Annotated in this window: 18 protein-coding genes; 10 read left to right on the forward strand and 8 right to left on the reverse strand. The window is 70.1% G+C overall.

The genetic code is table 11. The features are described from left to right. Positions 1–701 precede the first annotated feature (701 nt). The 4 genes from I8N67_RS37710 (at position 702) to I8N67_RS37725 (ending at position 4,404) form a co-directional block, all read left to right on the forward strand. A complete protein-coding gene (locus I8N67_RS37710) occupies positions 702–1,955 on the forward strand; it encodes a helix-turn-helix domain-containing protein (RefSeq protein ID WP_307835489.1) in 1,254 nt (417 codons plus the stop codon). A 230-nt stretch (positions 1,956–2,185) separates the two neighbouring features. Then, positions 2,186–2,389 carry a hypothetical protein gene (locus tag I8N67_RS37715; protein WP_200308802.1) on the forward strand — a complete coding sequence of 68 codons (204 nt, stop codon included), beginning with the start codon at positions 2,186–2,188 and terminating at the stop codon, positions 2,387–2,389. 812 nt (positions 2,390–3,201) lie between these two features. Then, on the forward strand, positions 3,202–3,963 hold the full coding sequence (locus tag I8N67_RS37720) for a FadR/GntR family transcriptional regulator (RefSeq protein WP_372443892.1): 762 nt from the start codon (positions 3,202–3,204) through the stop codon (positions 3,961–3,963). A 3-nt stretch (positions 3,964–3,966) separates the two neighbouring features. Further along, positions 3,967–4,404 carry a protein-tyrosine phosphatase family protein gene (locus I8N67_RS37725; protein ID WP_200308803.1) on the forward strand — a complete coding sequence of 146 codons (438 nt, stop codon included), beginning with the start codon at positions 3,967–3,969 and terminating at the stop codon, positions 4,402–4,404. A 309-nt stretch (positions 4,405–4,713) separates the two neighbouring features. Here the strand turns inward: I8N67_RS37725 and I8N67_RS37730 are convergent, their stop codons facing one another. Together I8N67_RS37730 and I8N67_RS37735 are read right to left on the reverse strand one after the other, a co-directional pair. Next, entirely contained in the window at positions 4,714–5,382 is a 669-nt protein-coding gene (locus tag I8N67_RS37730; RefSeq protein WP_200308804.1) for a M15 family metallopeptidase, read from the reverse strand. A 529-nt stretch (positions 5,383–5,911) separates the two neighbouring features. Beyond that, positions 5,912–9,022 carry an AfsR/SARP family transcriptional regulator gene (locus I8N67_RS37735; RefSeq protein ID WP_200308805.1) on the reverse strand — a complete coding sequence of 1,037 codons (3,111 nt, stop codon included), beginning with the start codon at positions 9,020–9,022 and terminating at the stop codon, positions 5,912–5,914. Between the two features lie 1,283 nt (positions 9,023–10,305). Here I8N67_RS37735 and I8N67_RS37740 point away from each other — a divergent pair. The 4 genes from I8N67_RS37740 to I8N67_RS37755 all read left to right on the forward strand — a co-directional run bounded on the left by I8N67_RS37740 (position 10,306) and on the right by I8N67_RS37755 (position 12,872). After that, positions 10,306–10,536 carry a hypothetical protein gene (locus I8N67_RS37740; protein WP_200308806.1) on the forward strand — a complete coding sequence of 77 codons (231 nt, stop codon included), beginning with the start codon at positions 10,306–10,308 and terminating at the stop codon, positions 10,534–10,536. A gap of 29 nt (positions 10,537–10,565) precedes the next feature. Further along, a complete protein-coding gene (gene recO / locus I8N67_RS37745) occupies positions 10,566–11,315 on the forward strand; it encodes a DNA repair protein RecO (RefSeq protein WP_200308807.1) in 750 nt (249 codons plus the stop codon). Positions 11,316–11,459: 144 nt separating this feature from the next. Beyond that, positions 11,460–12,296, forward strand: a complete 837-nt coding sequence (locus I8N67_RS37750) for an isoprenyl transferase (protein ID WP_200308808.1) — start codon at positions 11,460–11,462, stop codon at positions 12,294–12,296. Between the two features lie 3 nt (positions 12,297–12,299). Beyond that, positions 12,300–12,872 (forward strand): YcxB family protein, encoded by a 573-nt coding sequence (locus I8N67_RS37755; RefSeq protein WP_234046921.1) that lies wholly within the window; start codon positions 12,300–12,302, stop codon positions 12,870–12,872. 33 nt (positions 12,873–12,905) lie between these two features. Here I8N67_RS37755 and I8N67_RS37760 read toward each other — a convergent pair whose 3' ends face one another. The 4 genes from I8N67_RS37760 to I8N67_RS37775 form a co-directional block, all read right to left on the reverse strand. Beyond that, on the reverse strand, positions 12,906–13,319 hold the full coding sequence (locus I8N67_RS37760) for a Fur family transcriptional regulator (protein ID WP_200308809.1): 414 nt from the start codon (positions 13,317–13,319) through the stop codon (positions 12,906–12,908). Positions 13,320–13,400: 81 nt separating this feature from the next. Then, positions 13,401–14,345 (reverse strand): metal ABC transporter permease, encoded by a 945-nt coding sequence (locus I8N67_RS37765; protein ID WP_200308810.1) that lies wholly within the window; start codon positions 14,343–14,345, stop codon positions 13,401–13,403. 21 nt (positions 14,346–14,366) lie between these two features. Next, a complete protein-coding gene (locus I8N67_RS37770) occupies positions 14,367–15,134 on the reverse strand; it encodes a metal ABC transporter ATP-binding protein (RefSeq protein ID WP_200308811.1) in 768 nt (255 codons plus the stop codon). A gap of 55 nt (positions 15,135–15,189) precedes the next feature. Continuing rightward, positions 15,190–16,149: a metal ABC transporter substrate-binding protein gene (locus I8N67_RS37775; RefSeq protein ID WP_200308812.1), complete on the reverse strand. Its 960-nt coding sequence runs from the start codon at positions 16,147–16,149 to the stop codon at positions 15,190–15,192. A gap of 239 nt (positions 16,150–16,388) precedes the next feature. On the opposite strand from I8N67_RS37775, the gene I8N67_RS37780 reads away from it, so the two are divergent. Beyond that, a complete protein-coding gene (locus I8N67_RS37780) occupies positions 16,389–17,771 on the forward strand; it encodes a glycine--tRNA ligase (protein WP_200308813.1) in 1,383 nt (460 codons plus the stop codon). Positions 17,772–18,187: 416 nt separating this feature from the next. After that, on the forward strand, positions 18,188–18,337 hold the full coding sequence (locus tag I8N67_RS37785; protein WP_200308814.1) for a hypothetical protein: 150 nt from the start codon (positions 18,188–18,190) through the stop codon (positions 18,335–18,337). A 91-nt stretch (positions 18,338–18,428) separates the two neighbouring features. Here I8N67_RS37785 and I8N67_RS37790 read toward each other — a convergent pair whose 3' ends face one another. Then, on the reverse strand, positions 18,429–18,608 hold the full coding sequence (locus I8N67_RS37790) for a hypothetical protein (protein ID WP_200308815.1): 180 nt from the start codon (positions 18,606–18,608) through the stop codon (positions 18,429–18,431). Positions 18,609–19,101: 493 nt separating this feature from the next. Continuing rightward, positions 19,102–20,070 carry a helix-turn-helix domain-containing protein gene (locus I8N67_RS37795; protein ID WP_200308818.1) on the reverse strand — a complete coding sequence of 323 codons (969 nt, stop codon included), beginning with the start codon at positions 20,068–20,070 and terminating at the stop codon, positions 19,102–19,104. Positions 20,071–20,486 lie beyond the last annotated feature (416 nt).

Here is a 20,486-nt window from a genome sequence, read left to right on the forward strand (position 1 = left end):
TGTCGAATACGTCTGGGACTGGATCCGAAACAGGCGCACGACAACAGCCCCTGACCGCCCTGCGGGTCGGTCGGGACCGGAGATCAAACCGTCAGTGTCCGCGCCCGTCAGGCGCAGAGCGGCGGCAGAACGACATGCCAGTAAGTGGTCACCGGGCGATGGTAACCGGCGGGGCGTGGGCGCCGGGCCAGGTCGGTCACCAGCTGTCGCCCGGCGCGGGCAAGCTCGATAGCTCGGCCGTAGCTTCTGGAACGGCGCTGATGGCGCAAGCGGCGCCGATGCCGACCTCCAGCCGCCTGGTCACTCGTTGGGAAGGTCCGAGTGGAAGTCGGCGTGAGCAGCTCGCACCCAGGCGGGCTCATCGACTCCGTGCGGTATCGGTGTGCCGAGGGTGTCACCGAGGAGGAGACGGAAGAGGGCTTGCCTCTTCTTGCGGCCCAGAGAAAACTTGCCTGACACCTTCAGATACGTTCCAGCTATTCGCTCCCAGGCTTCTGTCTCACCGTCGCGATACTGAGGAAGGTCGCGCCTGAACCACCAAGCGCATTGCTAGGGGGAGCACGCGGTGATTGAGCGGCGGCCCTGCTCGGACGTCCTGAGACTTGGGTGGCAGGGGTTAGATGTCGGGCACCTTCAGTGCGGGAGGCCTGGTCTGCCCCATACCCTGGGCGGTGTCGAGCTGTTCAGAGAGGGGCAAGGCCGTGCCGTCTGAAGAGGCTTCTCCGGATCCGTACACCGATCCGCTGGTCTTCGGCCAGCGTCTGCAGATTCTGCGTACGCGCAAGGGTATGACCCGGGACCAGTTGGGCGGGTTGCTCGGCAGGTCGGCGTCGTGGGTCAAGGGAATCGAGACAGGGCGGCTGAAGACGCCCAAGCTCGAAATGGTCCTCCGCGTCGCCGAACTCCTGCGTGTCCGGGATCTGTCCGAGCTGACGGGCGATCAGTCCGTACGCATCGGCCTTTTCGCCGGGCCCGGCCACCCTCGGCTCGCGGCCGTCCGGGCCGCGGTCGACTCCTTCCCGCTCACGACCCGGCGTGAAGCGCCTCCGGCCGCACACCTCCAGGCCCGGCTCGCCCGGGCCTGGAAGGCGCGCCACTCCGCACCCGACCACCGCGAGGTGATCGGCGCGTTGCTGCCGGACCTGATCCGTGACGCTCAACTGGCCGTACGGCAGTCCGACACCGCCCCGGAACGCAGGGCGGCGCAGGCCGCGCTCGCCGAGGTGTACTCCCTCTGTCAGTTCTTCGTGGCCTACCAGCCCGATCCCGCTCTGCTGTGGCGGGTCGCCGAGCGGGCTCTGGTCGCCGCGCAGGAGAGCGAAGACCCGCATGCCATCGGGGCGGCCGCGTGGCTGGCGGCACAGGCGCACCGCGACGCCGGGCCGGCCCACTTCGACGCTGCGGACGCGGTGAACCTCGACACGCTGGCCTACCTGGAACCGCTCCTGCCGGACGCTTCGGACGACGTCCTGGCCATCACGGGCGCCCTCACCTTCGAAGCCGGGTACACCGCTGCCCGGCGGGCCGAGACCGGCACGGCATGGCGTTACTGGGACCAGGCGCGGGCCATGGCCGAACGACTTCCCGTGGACTACTACCACCCCATGACGTCCTTCTGCCGCGCCATCATGGGTGCCCATGCGGTCACTGTTGCGGTGGAACTGCGCCAGGGGGGCGAGGCAGTGCGACAGTCTGCCGCTGCTGACGCGGTCACCATCAAGTCGAGGCCGCGACGGGCCAGGCATCGAATCGAGGAAGCCCGGGGCTACCAGCTCGACGGACAACCGGACGTGGCGCTGGCCACGCTGGAGAAGGCTCACGAGTCCGCACCCGAGACGATCAAGTACAACGGGTACGCGAAGCGCATCGTCCTTGAGGAGACCGGGTCCAAGGATCCGGGTCGCCGCCGCCGAGCATCCCAGCTTGCCGTGAAGATCGGCATGTTGGCAGCGTGACCATGGGGGCACAATCTGTGCCCCTGCCCCCTTCTCGGCGCTCCTACGGTCGAAGACCATAAGCCCCGGCGGCCTCGCCCGGGCGTCTTCGACGCTGTGAAGGAGCGCCAACGATGTCCTGCCTATTGCATGCCTTCGCGTGGGTGAGAGCACTGTCCCTGCGGCTCAGGGGCTTGGGGTCGCACACTCACACATCAGCTGTTCACGCTCCCCTGAATCGGTCCGCACAGGTGTGCGCGACGCAGCCGTCGGCGGAGGTCTGGGGTGCGCTGCTCGCGTTCGCGCGTCTTCGGCGCGCGGGACGCCTCGTCGTATCGCTGGACGCTCAGCAGGACCCGGGCGAGGCGCGTGGCCTTGTGCGTGTCTACGTGCTGCTGCCCGAGGAGGGCCGATACGCCTTCTCGGCGAGGCGAATCGTGGGGGTGGCCGAGTGAACGAGCCGGGGCTCACGGCGGCTGTGCAGCGCACCGAAGATCCCATGTTGCGCGCCTACCGTCTGTGGTTCGAGCACACGAGGAAGTGTGCCGACTGCAAGCGTGTGCACAAGGCGCAGGACGGTTGCGAGGACGGACGGGAGTTGTGGGGCGGCTACCGTCTCGCGCGGCTCGGGGGGACTGTATGAAGTGGATGATCGAGCGCACCCCTGGAAGTCCGGTACACCGCACTGAGGACGACCGGGTGGCCGTTCCCATGAGGCTGTACAGGCACGGCGAACACGAGGCGGACACAGAACTGAGGCTCTCCCTGGTCGACGCCGAGCATCTGCACGCGGCTCTGTGCCGCGTTCTCGACGGGCAGCCCCCGCCTCGGCCGGCGCCGGAGTGCCGTCAGTCTGTCCAGGCGTCACCCGGTACGGCGCACATTCCGGGACGCGCGTAGGGCCTCGCAGTGCCGACTCGCAGCGAAGGCGATGACTGCCGCTCCAGATAGCGGTGCCCCCAACCAAGCGCCGCACAGGTCATGTTGGGGGGCTTCATTGTCTCCCTGCCTCCCTACAGCAACCCCGCCGGGGGGCAGCGTGACGCTAAGAGGGCCGGTGGGGGCGGTCAAGGGGTCGCACGCGAATGGCGTACGTGCCAAGGGTGCGACCAATGGCGGATCAACCCCGGTGTGAAATAAGGGCAGTTGAGGGCACGTTAGGAGAGAATTTCCCGAGCTGATCAGGGGGCGTCAACCTGGCGTTCCCCTGGTCGGTTCACGCGGTTTCCACCGGGAGGTGGGACGTCGGATGTCCGGCGAGCGTACGATGCGGCGCATGTCTCAGGAAAGCGGGAGCCGGCGGCCCGAACGGCCGCCGGAGCGGCGGCCCGAGCGCCGGGTGAGCAGCCAGATCCAGCGCGAGGTGATGCAGCTGATCCTCGACCGCAAGCTCCGGGCGGGAGCGCCGCTGCCCACCGAGACGGAGCTGATGGAGGACCTCGGCGTCAGCCGCAACTCCGTTCGCGAGGCCCTCAAGGCACTGCAGGCCCTCGACATAGTCGACATCAGACACGGCTACGGCACCTATGTCGGGGAGGCCTCCCTCACCCCCCTCGTCGATGGCCTGACCTTCCGCACCCTCGCCCGGCCCGACGGCGACACCGCCGCCCTCGCGGAGATCCTCCAGATCCGCGAGATCCTGGAAGAGGGCCTCGTACGACGGGTCGCGGCCTCCCTCACCGACGACGAGCTGGACGCTCTCGCGGCCGTCGTCGACCGGATGGAGGCGGCCGGCCGGGCGGGCGAATCCGTCGCCGAGCTCGACCGCGACTTCCACGAACTCCTCTACGCCTCCCTCGGCAACGCGCTGATCCCCCAGCTCCTCGGCGCCTTCTGGACCGTCTTCCTGCGCGTCGCCGGCGCCCGCGGCTGGACCGACGCCCCCACCCCCGAGCTGACCATCCGCCGCCACCGCGACATCGTGGCCGCCTTGCGCGCCCGCGACGTCGAGGGCGCCCAACAGGCGATGTCCCACCACTTCCGGGGGATCGAGGCGCGGGCGGCGCAGGCTTCGCGGGGGGTGGGCTAGCCCATGGCGCGGACCGAACTCTGGGACCCGGCGGACACCGGTGTACTGGGGCTGCCCTCCGGGCGGCTGGTGCGCGGCCGGGGGCTCAGCCGGCCGCTCCCGGCCGGCCGGGTCCCCACGTACGCCGTGTATCTCCTCGGCAAGGAGCCGCCCGAAGTCCCCTGGGCGGCCCGCTGGCTGCGCTGGCCCGACTTCCGGCTGCCCGCCGACCGGGCGGAGGCGGCGGAGGTGCTCCGGGACGCCTGGCACCGGGCGGCGGCCGACCGCGTCGAGTTCGCCTGCGCCGGCGGCCGGGGACGCACCGGTACCGCGCTGGCCTGCCTGGCGGTCCTCGACGGCGTACCGGCGGACGAGGCCGTGGCGTACGTCCGTGCCCACTACGACCGGCACGCGGTCGAGACCCCGTGGCAGCGGCGCTATGTACGACGCTTCGGAAGCTGACCGACGCGAGCGCGTACGGCCCGGACGACCTGTGTCCGTACGGCCCGGACGACCTGTGTGCGGCCGGGTCCTCGCCCGTGATCCCGCCTCTGCCCCCGTCCCCGTCCCTGCCCCCGTCCCCGTCCCTGCCCCCGTCCCCGTCCCCGTCCCCGTCCCTGCCCCCGTCCCCGTCCCCGTCCCCTCTGCCCGTCCCATCCTCGGGGTGCTGCCCTTCGCCCCCGCTACGGGGTTTGCCGCCGAGGCGACAACGGGGGGTGGGGTGCAGCCCTCAGGGATGGGACGGGTAGGGGCGACGGGGGCGTCGGACGGCTACGGGCGGGCGGTGCCGGCGGTTTCGGCGGGCCCGTACAGCGCGTGGGGCGCGCCGGTCATCAGCGCCCAGTACCTGTCCCCGTACGACCAGTGCCACCACTCGGTGGGGTAGTTGACCAGCCCGGCCGTGGTGAGCGCCGCGCTCAGGGTGCGGCGGTTGCGGCGGGCGGTGTCGGAGATGTTCGGGGCGTCGGTGTAGCAGGCGTCGTCGCTCTCCTCGGGGCTGGCGTCGAGGCGGGTGCCCATGTCGAGTTCCTCCCCGGCGGTGGTGCACAGCGTCAGGTCGACCGCGGCGCCCGCGACATGCGGCCCTATCTCCGGCGGGGAGAGGGAACGGCTGGCCTGGACGCGCAGATGGTCCTCGGACCAGTCGGGGTTGGCGAGGCGCAACTCGGCGGCGTAGGACTCGAAGTACTTGATCTGGAGGGCGAGGGGCCGGTACCCCTCGGTGACCAGCAGCCGCAGCCCGTCGGGCAGCAGCCGGGCTGCGCGGGCCAGACGCCAGGCGACGCCCTCGCGGAGGTGCGCGTAGGAGCCCTCGGGGTCGGCCTGGCGGGAGTCGACCACCACGAAGGGCAGTTCCCGCAGGTCGACGAGGGGTTCACCGCAGTCCCGCACCGGGACGCGGGCGACCTCGGGGTCGCTCATGAGGATGATCGGAGGCATGCGTCGTCTTCCACAGGACGGGAGAAGTGATGCGGGATGCGTTGCAGCACCCCGGGGAGGGACCTGATCCCCTGATGTCCCTCCCCGGGGGCTTCCCCCCTTGAGTGGTGGTCTGTGTCCTGGCGACGGTTGTTCCCCCGGTCCGTTCTGCCGTTCTGATCCCACTGTGTCCACGTTCCCACCGGTCCGTCCCCTGCGCGCTCCGGTGGGCCGACCGGCCGGGCGGTGGTCGCCCGGCCGATCCGTTGCTCCCCCGAGAACAACGAGAATGCCGCACTCCGCTGGAAGTTCTCTGCAAGTCCACCGCAAGCGAGTTCAAGCCGCCGCGGCCTCCGCCTCCGGCCGCGAGACCGCCGCCGGGCCACCCCGCCGGAACGCCTGCTGGACTCGTCCGCCGGGCAGCCTTCGGCGTCGGGCGCCGTCTACCCCGGCCACGGCGACCGACTCTCGCGGGCCTCGCACGCGTTGAACACCCCAACGGCTTCCGCGGCCTCCGCCGCCGGGCCGCCGCGCCGGATCGTCTCCGGTCTCAAGTGCCGTCGCCTGCCGCTCCCGGCCACGGTTCGTAACGCTCGCGGGCCTCGCACGCGTCGAACACCTCCATGGCCTCCGCCCGGAGGGCCGCCGCGCCGGCCGGGTCGCCGAGGGCGGCTCGTACGGCGGAGAGGTTGCGCAGGGCGCGGGCGCGGGGGAGGGGGAGGGCGAGGACGGCCCAGAGGGTGGCGGAGGCGGTCAGGAGGCTGTCCGCGTCGGTCAGGCGGCCCTCGGCCAGGGCGCATTCGCCTAGCGTGCGCAGGGTCAGGGCCTCGCCGAAGCGGTCCTCGTGGATCCGGCAGACGTCGAGGATCTCGCGCAGCTCCGTCTCCGCCTCCCGGGTGTGCCCCAGCCGCAGCCGGGCCTTGGCCCGGGCCCGCAGGGCGTACGCCGCCATGTGGGGGTCTCCGATGGAGCGCAGGATCTCCAGCGCCTGTTCGGCCACGCGCGCGGCCTCCTCGTACGCGCCGAGGGAACGGTGCACCAGGCTGAGGGTGCGCAGTGCGAGGGCCTCGCCGCGCCGGCTGCCGAGCCGCCGGTAGGCCCGCAGCGACTCGTCGAGAAGGGGCAACGCGCCTGACTGGTCGCCGAGTTCGAGGCGTACGGAGCCGCCGTACCGGCAGGCGACCCCGACCCCGGTGTCGTCGCCGACCCGCCGGAAGCCGTCGGCCGCGTCGGTCAGGGCGCGTTCGGCGTCGCGCAGTTCGCCCACCTCGCGGCAGGCGCTGCCGAGGCCGGCGAGGGCGGCGGACCGGCCGCGTACGTCGCCGAGTTCGGTGCAGATCCGCTCCGCCGTGCGGAAGTACTCCTGGGCCTCGGCGATGCGGTCCTGCTCGTAGCGCAGCTGGCCGAGGCCGATGATCAGCAGGGCCTCGCCCGAGCGGTCCTCGGCGCGGCGGGCGGCGGCCAGTGCCGCGTCGTGGCTGCGCCACCACGCGTCGAACCGGTTGCTGATGGCGAACGACGACGAGCACAGCGCGGCGGCGGCCTCGCAGGCCAGCTCGTGCAGCCCTATCGCTGCCGCTCGTTCGACGGCTGTGGTGAGGGCGTCCGCCTCCGCGTCGAACCAGGCGAAGGGGTCGGTGAGGGCGAGGCGGGTGGTTCGGGCGCCCACCGGGGGTGGTTGTTCGGCCGTCTCGCGACCAGCGGCCGTGTGTGGTTGCTCGCGCAGTTCCCCGCGCCCCTGAAGGGGCCCGGTCGCCCTGAAGCCATGCCGCAGGATCACCGCGCCCGACGGTGATGCCTCCGTCACCCGGTCCATCAGCCACAGGCCGGCGGCCAGTGCCCGGCCCACCGCCGCCGTGCGGTCGACGACCGGGTCCTCGCTCTCGGCGCGTTCGGCGGCGTAGACGCGTACGAGGTCGTGCAGGCGGTAGCGCGGCTGGCCCACCTGGTCCCGGCCCGGGCAGTCGATCAACTGGGCGTCCAGCAACCGCTCCAGGATCTCCTCCGCCTCGTCCTCGGGGGTGTCGGCGAGCGCGGCCACCGTCCACACGGCGACGTCGGCCGAGCCGAGCGTCGCGATGCGGCGCAGGATCCGGCGGGAGCACTCGTCCAGGGCCTGGTAGCTGAGGCCGAGACTGGCCCGTACGGCGAGGTCGCCCACGGCGAGTTCGTCGAGGCGGCGGTGTTCGTCGGCGAGGCGCTCGGCGAGCACGCTGGGCGTCCAGTGCCGCCGGGTGGCGAGGCGGGCGCCCGCGATCCGCAGGGCCAGCGGCAGCCCGCCGCACAGCTCGACGATCCGCCGCGCGGCGGCCTCCTCGCGCGGGTCGTCCGGGGTGCGCTCCGGCCCGGTGACCCGGGTCAGCAGTTCCAGGCCGCGTACGCCGTCCAGGACGTCGAGGTCGGTACGCCGGGCCCCGACGAGGCCGCCGAGCCGGGCCCGTGAGGTGACCAGGACCCCGCAGGTGGCGCTGCCCGGCAGCAGGGGCCGTACCTGCGCCTCGCCGTTCGCGTCGTCCAGCACCAGCAGCAGCCGCCGTCCGGCGACGAGGCTGCGGAACAGGTCACCGCGCTCGGCCGTGTCCTCCGGCGGGTCCGCGCCGAGCGCCCGCAGCAGCCGGCCCAGCACCTCGGCGGGCGGCACGGGCTCGCTGAAGCCGTGCAGTTCGGCGTAGAGCTGCCCGTCGGGATACTCGCCCGCCAGCCGGTGCGCGGCCTGCACGGCGAGCGCGGACTTACCCACCCCGGCGGCCCCCGACACCACGACGACGGGCATGGCCTCCCGTTCGCCGGTCAACCGCCCGACGACCTGCGCCAGTTCGTCCTCCCGCCCGGTGAAGTCCCCGATGGCGGGCGGCAGGAGGGACACGGGCCGGGGCGCGGCGGCGGCCTTCGGGGGAGCGGAAGCGGTGGCGAGGAGTGCCGGTTCGGCCCGCAGGATGGCCTCGTACAGGCGGTTCAGGTCCGGGCCCGGATCGAGGCCCAGTTCGTCGGCGAGTACGGCCCGCCCCTCCGCGTACACGGCCAGCGCGTCGGCCTGGCGGCCCAGTCGGTACAGCCCCAGCATCAGCTGGCCGCGCAGCCGTTCCCGGGTGGGACGCGCCCCGACCAGCGCGGTCAGCTCGGTGACCAGCTCCGCCTCGTGGCCACCGCCCTCCAGCTCCGCGGCGATACGTTCTTCCAGGGCCGCCTGCCGGGCCTCCTCCAGCCGCCCGGCCTCACCCCGCAGGCCCTCCCCGACCCCGCCGAGCGCGGGGCCGTGCCACAGCTCCAGCGCCTCCCGCAGCAGCCGCGCGGCCGCCTCGTGGTCCCCGTCGGCGGCGGCCCGCCGCCCGTCCGTCGTGCGCGCCTCGAACTCCGCGAGGTCGACCCGCCCGACGCCGGGCCGCATCACATACCCCGGCGGCCGGGTCTCGATCGCCTCCGCCGCCTCGCCGGGCAGCGCCCGCCGCAGCGCCGACACATACGTCTGCACCAGCGCCCGCGCGGTGTCCGGGGGTTCGTCCCCCCAGATCACGTCGACCAGCACATCCGCGGGCACCACCTGCCCGGCACGCAGCAGCAGCACGGCCAGCAGCGCGCGTGGTTTCGGTCCGCCCAGCCGCAGGGGTCTGTCACCGTGCCATGCCTCGACCGGGCCGAGCAGTCGGAATTCCAGCTCCACGGGTCCCCATCTTCCGTGCCGTCGGACCGCCGGGACAGCGGTTGCTCACGCAACGTTCGACGCTCATGTACGCCGAGTGGTTTCCCAGGACGCATGATGCGCCAGAGAGTTGTCGGAAAACGGGGGAACCGAAGGGAATCTTAGGTGGACAACGCGGAGATTCCGCATACACATGCGCGCCACCTGTGGGGATGCCGTGGCGGATCGGTGGGACCACCTGACGCCGCGGGGTGCGCCGCGGCATGCCCTCGTCATCGCCGCGCCACGGCTGCACCGGCTGAGCGGGGCCGGCGCCACCGAGGCCGGCCGGCGGCACACGGGGAGTGCCGCGTCCTCGCCGGTTAAGGCGACGGGGCGGGCCTGACCCGCCCCGCCGGGCGGGTACGGCGACGACGCGTATCCCTTGCCTGATCCGGCGGGACGTGATCCCCGCCGGGTCCGGCGGCCGCGAGGTGTTCGACGAGCTGGACACGGAGAACCGGGCCGCCCCACCCGTGCTCCTGGGCGGCGGCCGGCGCGATCACACGGCCCCGGAGGACACCGCTGCCGTCCCCACCTGTGAGAGCGAGGCCACCGTCGTCGCGCTCTCCCTCGCCGACGAGCGGTCGCATGGGAGCCGGGGCCAAGCCCAGGCCGCCGCGGAGCCGATGGCGGAGGGTGGCCGGATCCAGCTCGTCCCGGCGTCCGCCGGGCAGGTCCGCCTCCCCTGGCCCGTACGTCGAGCCTTGGCCCGTACGTCGAGCGGCTGCGCTTCGCGACCGACGAGCCCGGCACCCGGCACTCGGCACCCGGCGCCCGAAACCGGATGCGGATGTCATCTCCGCCACGGAATACCCCGACCCGAAGAAGCCGTTCCCGCGCGTCGTTCCGAAGCTCTTCATCGAACGTGCGGCGAAGCGGTGTCGTCGGGTGGATGTGAAACTGCCGGACTGGGCGGCTGATTAGGGAGTGAGTGCGGTTATTCCGGCACGGTGGCCCTGAAAAGGCCCCGATTTTCCGTGGCCGTCAACTTGACCATGAGCATGGCCAACACCTTTGCGCTCCCCCGCAGTTGACGAGCACATACTCCTGCCGAGTTTAGGCACAGCGGGTGACGGGAGAGACGCGAAGCGTGAAATTGGATGGGGCAGGGGAGCACGGTGAAGGCGGCGGTGAAGGGCTCGGGGGACGAGCCCGGCGCGGTGCGCCGGAGAGGCGGAGGAAATGGTGGAGGAATTGCGGCGGGTAGGCCCTGGGACGGGAATTGTGTCGCTGTCACGGGGTATTTCGGCGGCGGCCCTGCGGTGAGCGGTAACGGGAAGAAGCCGGCGATCGGCACCTACGCGGTCGACACCCGCACGGGGACGGTCGGCCGAGTCATGGGCCACGAGGGGCCGTACGTACAGCTGCGGCCGGTCGGCGGCGGCCGGGAGTGGGACTGCTCCCCCGACGCCGTACGGGCCGCGACGACCATAGAACGGCTGCGCGCGGCGACCGCGTACGAGAACGCCCGTAGCCGAGGTGAGGTCCCTTGAAGGGACGGCCGTAGGCGAGAATGGGCGGCATGAGCCTGTTCCGCGACGACGGCATCGTGCTGCGCACCCAGAAGCTGGGTGAAGCGGACCGCATCATCACCTTGCTCACCCGCGGTCACGGACGGGTACGGGCCGTGGCCCGGGGAGTACGGCGGACGAAGTCGAAGTTCGGGGCGCGGCTGGAACCCTTCTCCCATGTGGACGTGCAGTTCTTCGCACGGGGCAGCGAGCTGATCGGACGCGGACTGCCCCTGTGCACGCAGAGCGAGACCATCGCTCCGTACGGCGGCGGCATCGTGACCGACTACGCCCGCTACACCTCCGGGACGGCCATGCTGGAGACGGCCGAGCGGTTCACGGACCACGAGGGCGAGCCCGCCGTACAGCAATATCTGCTGCTCGTCGGCGGGCTGCGCACCCTCGCCCGCGGCGAGCACGCGCCGCACCTCGTTCTCGACGCCTTCCTCCTGCGCTCGCTCGCCGTCAACGGCTACGCCCCCAGCTTCAGCGACTGCGCGAAGTGCGGGCTGCCCGGGCCCAATCGCTTCTTCTCCGTCGCGGCCGGCGGCTCCGTCTGCGTGGACTGCCGGGTGCCCGGCAGCGTCGTACCCTCTGCGCAGGCCCTGGAACTCCTCGGCGCGCTGCTGACGGGGGACTGGGCGACCGCGGACGCGTGCGAGCCGCGGCATGTCAGGGAGGGGAGCGGACTGGTCTCCGCGTACCTGCACTGGCATCTGGAGCGCGGGCTGCGCTCTCTTCGTTACGTGGAGAAGCAGTGACGTGGCGAGCCGGAAGCGCGGATCTGGAAGCGCGGATCCGGAAGAGCGGATCCGGAAGAGCAGACAAGGCAAGGGCTTCGGCGGCCGAGGGCCGTGGAGCCGTGAGAACTGTGGGCGAGAGCCTGTCGAGGAGACGAGAAGCACATGGTGGTAAGCGGGTTCCTGGGACGCCGGCGCCGCGAGTACCGGACGCCGACGCCACACCCGTCCGGCGCCCGCGCGCCCAAGCTCCCCGGTGAGTTGGTCCCCAACCACGTGGCGATCGTCATGGACGGGAACGGCCGCTGGGCCAAGGAGCGCGGGCTGCCGCGCACCGAGGGCCACAAGGTCGGCGCCGAGCGCGTGCTCGACGTGCTCCAGGGCTCGGTCGAGATCGGCGTCCGCAACATCTCCCTCTACGCCTTCTCCACCGAGAACTGGAAGCGCTCACCCGACGAGGTCCGCTTCCTCATGAACTTCAACCGCGACTTCATCCGCAAGACCCGCGACCAGCTCGACGAACTCGGCATCCGGGTCCGCTGGGTGGGCCGGATGCCCAAACTGTGGAAGTCGGTCGCCAAGGAACTCCAGGTCGCCCAGGAGCAGACCAAGGACAACGACCTGCTGACGCTGTACTTCTGCATGAACTACGGCGGCCGTGCCGAGATCGCCGACGCGGCCCAGGCACTGGCCGCGGACATCCGCGCGGGCCGCCTCGACCCCTCCAAGGTCAATGAGAAGACCTTCGCGAAGTACCTCTACTACCCGGACATGCCGGACGTCGACCTCTTCCTGCGCCCCAGCGGCGAGCAGCGCACCTCCAACTACCTGCTCTGGCAGAGCGCGTACGCCGAGATGGTCTTCCAGGACGTGCTGTGGCCGGACTTCGACCGCCGCGACCTGTGGCGGGCCTGCGTGGAGTTCGCCTCCCGCGACCGCCGCTACGGCGGCGCCATCCCCAACGAGGACCTGCTGGCCATGGAAGGCCGGAGCGAGGACTGACCCTTGGCCGAGGCCGGTGCGGAGCGGGGGAGCGAGGACGGCGCGGTCGACCCGGACATCCGGGTCGACCGGGTCGAGTTGGTGTACCGGGCGACGGCCGGGGAGTTCCGTGAGGCGCTGCGGGTGCTGGCGCGGGCCTCGGCCGCCGGGCGGTGGGGGAGGGGCCTGCTGCTCTTTTCCGGCGGGCTGGGGCTGATCGTCGCGGCCGTGCCCCTGCTGCTGGGCGCCGCGCCCGAACCCCAGGCCCTCGTGATGGTCACCACGGCGGTGCTCGGCCTGCTGGTGCTCCCGCGCCTGGCGGCCCGCCGTCTCCAACGCCGCGCGGCCCCGCTCGGCACACACCGCACGGTGCTGGACCTGTGGGGCGTGACGGTCGAGCACGACCGGGGCACCGAACGGGCGGCCCGCTGGTCGGAGGTGTCCCGGTACGCGGAGACCCCACGCACCTTCGTCCTGCTCGGCGGCGGCCCGTACGCGACCCGCCTGACCGTGCTGCCCAAGAGCGGCCTCAGCGACCCGGCCGACACCGACCGGCTCCGCGCCGTCCTCGACGGCCATGGCCTGACCCGGCTGTAGGGCTCAGCGGACCGGGCCCGATCCGCCGGCCGCTCAGGAGACCTTCGCCGCGCACTCCGCGCAGGTGCCGAAGATCTCCACTGTGTGCGCCACGTTCACGAAGCCGTGTTCCGCCGCGATCGCGTCGGCCCACTTCTCCACCGCCGGGCCCTCCACCTCCACGGCCTTGCCGCAGACGCGGCAGACGAGGTGGTGGTGGTGCTCGCCGGTCGAGCAGCGGCGGTACACGGACTCGCCGTCGGAGGTGCGCAGGACATCGACCTCACCGGCGTCGGCGAGGGTCTGCAACGTGCGGTACACCGTGGTCAGCCCGACCGAGTCGCCCTTGTGCTTGAGCATGTCGTGGAGGTCCTGCGCGCTGCGGAACTCGTCGACCTCGTCGAGTGCCGCGGCCACGGCAGCCCGCTGCCGGGTGGAACGACCTCGTACAGGTCCAGCGGTCGTCACCGTTGCCTCCTCACGTCGCGGTCTTGCCGGGCCATTGTGCCAGCCCGGACGGACCCCGGTCGGCCGTCGACCGGCCGCCGGTCAGCCCACGGCCCCTTCGGAGGAGCCCCGACTGGCCGGAAACGTATCCCTGACAACCCCTGCCCCGGCCTTCTCGACGGCCTCCGGGATCACACACTCCGCCGGGTCGCCGGCGGCGAGCTCCAGTGCCCGCGCACGCTGCCTGGCCAGCGGCGTGGCCAGCGCGGTCAGCACCATGAACGCGCCGATGGCGAGCAGCACGATCGTCGCGCCGGGCGGCACGTCCTGGTAGTACGACGTGACGGTGCCGCCGATGGTGACGGAGACGCCGATGGCCACGGCGAGCGCGAAGGTCGTCGCGAAACTGCGGGTGAGCTGCTGCGCGGCGGCGACGGGTACGACCATGAGCGCGGACACCAGCAGCAGGCCGACGACGCGCATGGCGACCGTCACGGTCACCGCCGCCGTGACCGCCGTGAGCAGGTTCAGCGCCCGCACCGGCAGGCCCGTGACCCGGGCGAACTCCTCGTCCTGGCTGACGGCGAACAGCTGCCGCCGCAGCGCCAGTGTCATCACGATCACGAACGCGGCCAGGACACAGATCGCGGTGATGTCCTCCTGCGACACGGTCGAGAGCGAGCCGAAGAGGAACGACATCAGGTTGGCGTTGGTGCCGCCGGGCGCGAGGTTGATGAGCATCACACCGCCGGCCATACCGCCGTAGAAGAGCATGGCCAGCGCGATGTCGCCGCGTGTCTTGCCGTACCAGCGGATCAGTTCCATCAGCACCGCGCCGGCGGCGGACACCAGTGTCGCCATCCACACCGGGGACCACGACAGCATGAAGCCGAGGCCGACGCCCGTCATCGCGACATGGCCGATGCCGTCGCCCATGAGGGCCTGGCGGCGCTGGACGAGGTAGATGCCGATCGCGGGGGCGGTGACGCCGACGAGGACGGCGGCGAGCAGGGCCCGCTGCATGAAGGCGTAGTCGAGGATTTCCATGGTGAGTTCCCTAACGCCTTCTCAGCTCAGCAGGCCCGTACGGACCGGGTCGGTGCCCGGTGCCGCGTGCGGGTGTACGTGGTCGTGGCCGGGCAGGGCGTGCTGGCCGACCGCCTTCGGGGGCGGGCCGTCGTGCGTGACGCAGCCGTCGCGCAGGACGACCGCGCGGTCGATCAGGGGCTCCAGCGGGCCCAGCTCGTGGAGGACCAGCAGCACCGTCGTCCCCCTCGCGACCTGCTCGCGCAAGGTCGCGGCCAGCACCTCCTGGCTGACCAGGTCGACGCCCGCCATCGGCTCGTCCATGATCAGCAGCTCGGGTTCGCAGGCGAGGGCGCGGGCGATGAGGACGCGCTGGTGCTGGCCGCCGGAGAGGGCGTTCACCGAGTCCTTGGCGCGGTCCGCCATGCCGACCAGGTCTAGGGCCCGCCGGATCGCCGCGTGGTCGGTCCTGCGGAGGATGCCGAGGCGGGTCCGGGAGAGCCGGCCCGAGGCGACGATCTCCGTCACCGTCGCCGGCACACCGCCGGCCGCCGTCGTGCGCTGCGGTACGTAGCCGAGGCGCCGCCAGTCGCGGAAGCGGCGCCGCGGGGTGCCGAACAGCTCGATCTCGCCGTCGCTGACCGGCACCTGCCCGATCACCGTACGGACGGCGGTGGACTTGCCGGAGCCGTTGGCGCCGAGCAGCGCGACGACCTCACCGCGGTGCACGGTGAGGTCGATGCCGCGCAGGACGGTGCGCGAGCCCAGTTCGGCGCGGACGCCGCGCAGCGAGATGACGGGCTCGCTCATGCCTGCTTCCTCCGTATGACTGGATGGACCGGATGGACCGGACGGACCGGACGGATCACTTGGCTCCCAGAGCTGTCCTGAGCGCCTCGAGGTTGGCTTCCTGGACCGAGAAGTAGTCCTTGCCGCGCGACTTCTCGGTGATGCCCTCGATCGGGTCGAGGACGTCTGTCCTGAGGTTCGCGTCGGCGGCGATGGTCTTCGCGGTCTTGTCGCTGACGAGTGTCTCGTAGAACACGGTGGTGACGCCGTCGGCCTTCGCCATCTTCTCAAGTTCCTTGACCCGGGCGGCACTCGGCTCCGACTCCGGGTCGAGGCCGGAGATGGCCTCCTCGGTGAGGCCGTAGCGCTCGGCGAGGTAGCCGAAGGCGGCGTGGGTGGTGATGAAGACCTTGGTGCCGGTGTTCTTGAGCCCGTTGACGAACTGGTCGTTCAGGGCACCCAGCTTCTCGACCAGGGCCTCGGTGTTGGTCTTGTAGGTGTCCGCGTGGTCCGGGTCGGCCTTCTCGAAGGCGGCGCCGACGCCCTTGGCGACCTCGGCGTACTTCACGGGGTCGAGCCAGATGTGCGGGTCCTTGCCGGACTCCTCCTCGCCGTGCTCGTCGTCGTGCTCGGCCGCGTGGCCGCCGACCTCGGTGCCGTGCTCCTCCATGGAGGTCAGCGTGGCGGCGTCGATCTCCGTCTTGAGGTCGGACTGTGCCACCGCCTCGTCGACGGAGGGCTGCAGGCCCTTGAGGTAGAGCACCGCGTCCGACTCCTGGAGCGCCGCGGTCTGCTTGGCGCTGATCTCCAGGTCGTGCGGCTCCTGTCCGGGTTCGGTCAGACTGGTGACGTTCACATGTTTCCCGCCGATCTGCTCGGCGAGGAAGGCCATCGGGTAGAACGACGCGACGACGTCGAACTTGTCCGTGTTGCCCGCGGCGACGCTGTCGCTGGAGCAGGCCGTGAGCGTGGTGAGGCCGAGGGCGGCCGCGGTCGCCGCCGCGGGTATCAGAAGTCGTCGTCGTACTACGTTCATGACAGTCATTTTCATCTTATCTGGAAACGATTGTCAACAAGGCTGTTGGTAAGCCCTGGGTAAGGCCTTTGTCCGAGTCTCGCCCGACTCCGGCCCGGCTCCCTCCCGTCTCCTTCTCCGAACCGATTTGATCGGAGGGCGGGCCCCGCCGGTAACCTGAGGCATTCGCTCTGAAGCGCATCCGCTTCCCTCCAGGAGCGCACCGCTTCGTCGCCCGTCGTCGTAATGAAGAGAGCACCGTGGCCGCCGACAAGATCGACACCATCGTCAGCCTGAGCAAGCGCCGTGGCTTCGTATTCCCGTGCAGCGAGATCTACGGCGGTCAGCGGGCCGCCTGGGACTACGGACCGCTGGGTGTCGAGCTCAAGGAGAACCTCAAGCGCCAGTGGTGGCGCTACATGGTGACGTCGCGCGAGGACGTGGTCGGCATCGACTCGTCCGTGATCCTGGCCCCCGAGGTCTGGGTGGCCTCCGGTCACGTCGCCACCTTCTCCGACCCGCTCACCGAGTGCACCTCCTGCCACAAGCGGTTCCGCGCGGACCACCTGGAAGAGGCGTACGAGGCCAAGCACAACCGCCTGCCGGAGAACGGCCTGGCCGACGTGAACTGCCCCAACTGCGGCAACAAGGGCCAGTTCACCGAGCCCAAGCAGTTCTCGGGCCTCCTCTCCACCCACCTCGGCCCCACGCAGGACACCGGCTCCGTCGCCTACCTGCGCCCCGAGACCGCCCAGGGCATCTTCACCAACTTCGCCCAGGTGCAGACCACCTCGCGCCGTAAGCCGCCCTTCGGCATCGCCCAGATGGGCAAGTCCTTCCGCAACGAGATCACGCCCGGCAACTTCATCTTCCGCACCCGCGAGTTCGAGCAGATGGAGATGGAGTTCTTCGTCAAGCCGGGCGAGGACGAGAAGTGGCAGGAGTACTGGATGCAGGAGCGCTGGAACTGGTACACCGGCCTGGGCCTGCGCGAGGAGAACATGCGCTGGTACGACCACCCGGCCGAGAAGCTCTCCCACTACTCCAAGCGCACCGCCGACATCGAGTACCGCTTCCAGTTCGGTGGCAACGAGTGGGGTGAGCTGGAGGGCGTCGCCAACCGCACCGACTACGACCTCGGCGCCCACTCCAAGGCCTCCGGCCAGGACCTGTCGTACTTCGACCAGGAGGCCGGCGAGCGCTACACCCCGTACGTCATCGAGCCCGCGGCGGGTGTCGGCCGGACCATGCTGGCCTTCCTCCTCGACGCCTACACCGAGGACGAGGCGCCCAACGCCAAGGGCAAGCTGGAGAAGCGGACGGTACTCCGCCTCGACCACCGCATCGCCCCGGTGAAGGTGGCCGTGCTGCCGCTGTCCCGCAACCCCGAGCTCTCCCCGAAGGCCAAGGGGCTCGCCACCGCGCTGCGTCAGAACTGGAACATCGAGTTCGACGACGCGGGCGCGATCGGCCGCCGCTACCGGCGCCAGGACGAGATCGGTACGCCGTACTGCGTGACGGTCGACTTCGACACGCTGGACGACAACGCGGTGACCGTGCGTGAGCGGGACTCGATGAAGCAGGAGCGGGTGTCTCTCGACCAGATCGAGGGCTACCTCGCGGCTCGGCTCGTCGGCGCGTAAGCGTCTGCCCGGCTTGTGTGACTGCTTGTGTGACTGCTCGTGTGATTACTTGTGTGATTGAGCGGCCGCGGGTCTGTTCGTGGCTGGTCGCGCGGTTCCCCGCGCCCCTTGGGGGCCGGGGAACCGCGCGTTCACGGGTGCTACAAGTCCAGGTCGGCGAAGAGGGCGGATCGCCTTGCCGGCGATCCGGCTACCCCTGCCCCGCTACGCGGGAACGGGCATTCACCCCGGCCCGGAAGGACTCTGCTGAAGGACTGGGCACCCTGCCCAGAAGCAAGGTGGTTGCCGAGGATCCACAGCGGCTCTCCGCCGACCTCCACCTCGAACTCGGGGCAGTCCCGGCCTGAACACCGGACCCCCGGACTCGCCGAGGTCGAAGATGTGCGACCGCACGGATGTGACGGGGAACCGGCAGGATGTCCGCGTTCACCTCGGCGATCACCCGGGCGGTGTTCTCCACCGCGTCCCAGCCGATGTCCCCGCGGACCGACTCGGCCCAGCCCGACCACTTCGCCCGCCCCTTGGCGACGATCTTGACGGTCGGGCCCGTCGGGCTCACCGTGTAGGGCTTGGCGCCGCCCCGCGGCTGGTTGACGAAGAACGGCCGGTGGCTGCCCGCGTCCGAGTCGTGCGCGTCGTGCGCGTCGTGCTTCACGATCAGCTCGGCGATCCGCTCCCGTCCGCCTCCTGGTAGATCTCCTTGTCGAGGAGGCCGACCAGCTCGTTGAAGTCGTCCAGGATCTCCTTGCGCCGCTCCGCGCCCTCCAGCCCGAACACCCTGGGCCGACGGAAGACGTTCTCGGCGAACTTTGAACGGCAGCGCTGGCTACTGCTCACGCGTGACCGCTGGTAAGCCAGGCTATGAATAAGGCCCCGTATCCCCCTCGCGTCTGCGGGGCGGATACGGGGCCTTTTCAGCACTTCTAGCTAATCGTCGTCCTCGCCAAACCCGTATCGAATATTCTTATGTTTGCATGATGGGCATTCGATGTAGGCATGCGAGTCACTTCCGTCTTCATAAGGCAAATACCGTTCGCCACTGGCAAGCGATGCCTGACAATTCTCGCAACTGTCATCGCTACTTCCGATGTAACCAAGTTCATTTTCAGGGGCGTCAAAATCGTCACCATGCAAACGAATAAGTTCCGCACCAACACTGGTATTGCAACCCGTGCACTCGTAGTAGTCAGGGACGTCAATCGTCTCAGGGTGGTACTTCATGACCGACCGCAGAACTTGCACTTTCTGTCCATAGTGACCTGCCTTTCTTGCTCATTTTCTGCTCTCATTCGGTTGGTGACCGCGCCACCCCGATGTGTTGCTGCAGGTACTAGGCTGCCTCTATGGCTCTGCGTAGCGCGTCCTTATGTTCCCACGACCAGGGCGCATCTCTGAGTTCATCGGGCAGTCCTGCAAGGCCAGTTCGCAAATGGTCGACTGCCTCGCTGTAGCGACCCAATGCGAGAGTGCACAGACCCATATTCAGACGGTTGAACGACGGGGTAAGCCAGTAGGCCGTATCCGGCGGCGGAAGGGCAGCCGCCTTATCCGTCAGTCTTTCCGCATCCTCCACCAGGCGCAGAGCCGATTCTTTTTCTCCTAGTTCCGCCATTCCTGCCGCGGCCTGCAAGTAGTCTCCGATTCGCTGGGCAGGGTGCGCCCCAGGCGTGTTCGCTGCGGCAGCGTACCAACGGGCAATTCCTTGTGGCCGATTCTGTCGCCGAGCAATGTAGCCCTTGAAATTTAGCGCCTGGGCGGCGAGCGTGCCGTTCCCGATTTCGTCGGCAAGTTCTAAGGCGTCATTGAGGAGTTGCACCGCCTCGCCGTCATTGCGTACCTGGGCGAACATCCATCCGGCGAACTGCACCCATTCTGAGGCGACTTCCGCGAGGCTGTCACGGTGGGTGCCTCTAGCGCCTTTAAGCATCCGCGTAACTTCCCGCATCTGTTCCATGGTCGCAGGGATTACCGACTCAGGCTTTGCGGCGTCATCCAGGCGCCGGTAAGCGGCTAGCACACCTACCAATGCGTCGACTGTTCCCGCGTCCAGGCGGGAAGGCTGGGCAGCGCTGCGCGCCACTCGCGATTCGTCGTCAGGGTTGAGCACGATTACGGCCAATGCGCCACCCGCATTGACGAGAGCGTCAAGCGACTGTGCGAGCTTTGCCGACGGTTTCTGTTTCCCATTGAGCACGCGCGACAGATACGCCACGTCGTAATTCATAGCGCGTGCGGCAGCTTTCATCGAATAGCCACTGTCCCGCAGGGCTCTGCGGGAAAGATCAGGAAAGTCACGCATCGTGAACCTCAAGGGGTTGACCGGTCCTGCGTCCAGAGTAGTCAACCCTGGTCAACTCCCGTGTGAGCACTGCGATTCCCAAGCATGGACAGACGCAAGAGACCCCCGCGCCGCTGGAACGGCCGGGGGCGTGGACCACCTGAGAGAGCAGGCAGTCACCCATGGGTCTATCACGAACGCTCGAACGAGTGAGAGCGGCATTCCGGCGACGCACACCAGGCAGGCACCGCAGCACCGCAGCGCCCCAAGAGCCTCGCCGGCTGCCCAGCCCCGGCGTACTGGGCGCCCGCCTGGTCATCGCCCGCGGGCACCGCGCAAAGCGCGCCCAGGGCGAGGCATGGCAGCCGCAGCCGCAGGCCCGTTCGGAATGAGAGGTGTGCAAGCTGAAGTTGCTGGTCACGGGGCTGGTGTGCGTG

Origin of the sequence: Streptomyces adelaidensis, assembly GCF_016598475.1 — a bacterium.
In the GTDB taxonomy this organism is placed as follows: domain Bacteria; phylum Actinomycetota; class Actinomycetes; order Streptomycetales; family Streptomycetaceae; genus Streptomyces; species Streptomyces adelaidensis.

Excerpts from the sequence above, each read along its gene's own strand:
- I8N67_RS37720 (WP_372443892.1), top strand. The coding sequence starts at position 3,202 with ATGCGGCGCATGTCTCAGGAAAGCGGGAGCCGGCGGCCCGAACGGCCG.
- I8N67_RS37770 (WP_200308811.1), bottom strand. The coding sequence starts at position 15,134 with ATGAGCGAGCCCGTCATCTCGCTGCGCGGCGTCCGCGCCGAACTGGGC.
- I8N67_RS37765 (WP_200308810.1), bottom strand. The coding sequence starts at position 14,345 with ATGGAAATCCTCGACTACGCCTTCATGCAGCGGGCCCTGCTCGCCGCC.
- I8N67_RS37750 (WP_200308808.1), top strand. The coding sequence starts at position 11,460 with ATGGTGGTAAGCGGGTTCCTGGGACGCCGGCGCCGCGAGTACCGGACG.
- I8N67_RS37775 (WP_200308812.1), bottom strand. The coding sequence starts at position 16,149 with ATGAACGTAGTACGACGACGACTTCTGATACCCGCGGCGGCGACCGCG.
- I8N67_RS37725 (WP_200308803.1), top strand. The coding sequence starts at position 3,967 with ATGGCGCGGACCGAACTCTGGGACCCGGCGGACACCGGTGTACTGGGG.
- recO (WP_200308807.1), top strand. The coding sequence starts at position 10,566 with ATGAGCCTGTTCCGCGACGACGGCATCGTGCTGCGCACCCAGAAGCTG.
- I8N67_RS37795 (WP_200308818.1), bottom strand. The coding sequence starts at position 20,070 with ATGCGTGACTTTCCTGATCTTTCCCGCAGAGCCCTGCGGGACAGTGGC.
- I8N67_RS37785 (WP_200308814.1), top strand. The coding sequence starts at position 18,188 with ATGTCCGCGTTCACCTCGGCGATCACCCGGGCGGTGTTCTCCACCGCG.
- I8N67_RS37730 (WP_200308804.1), bottom strand. The coding sequence starts at position 5,382 with ATGCCTCCGATCATCCTCATGAGCGACCCCGAGGTCGCCCGCGTCCCG.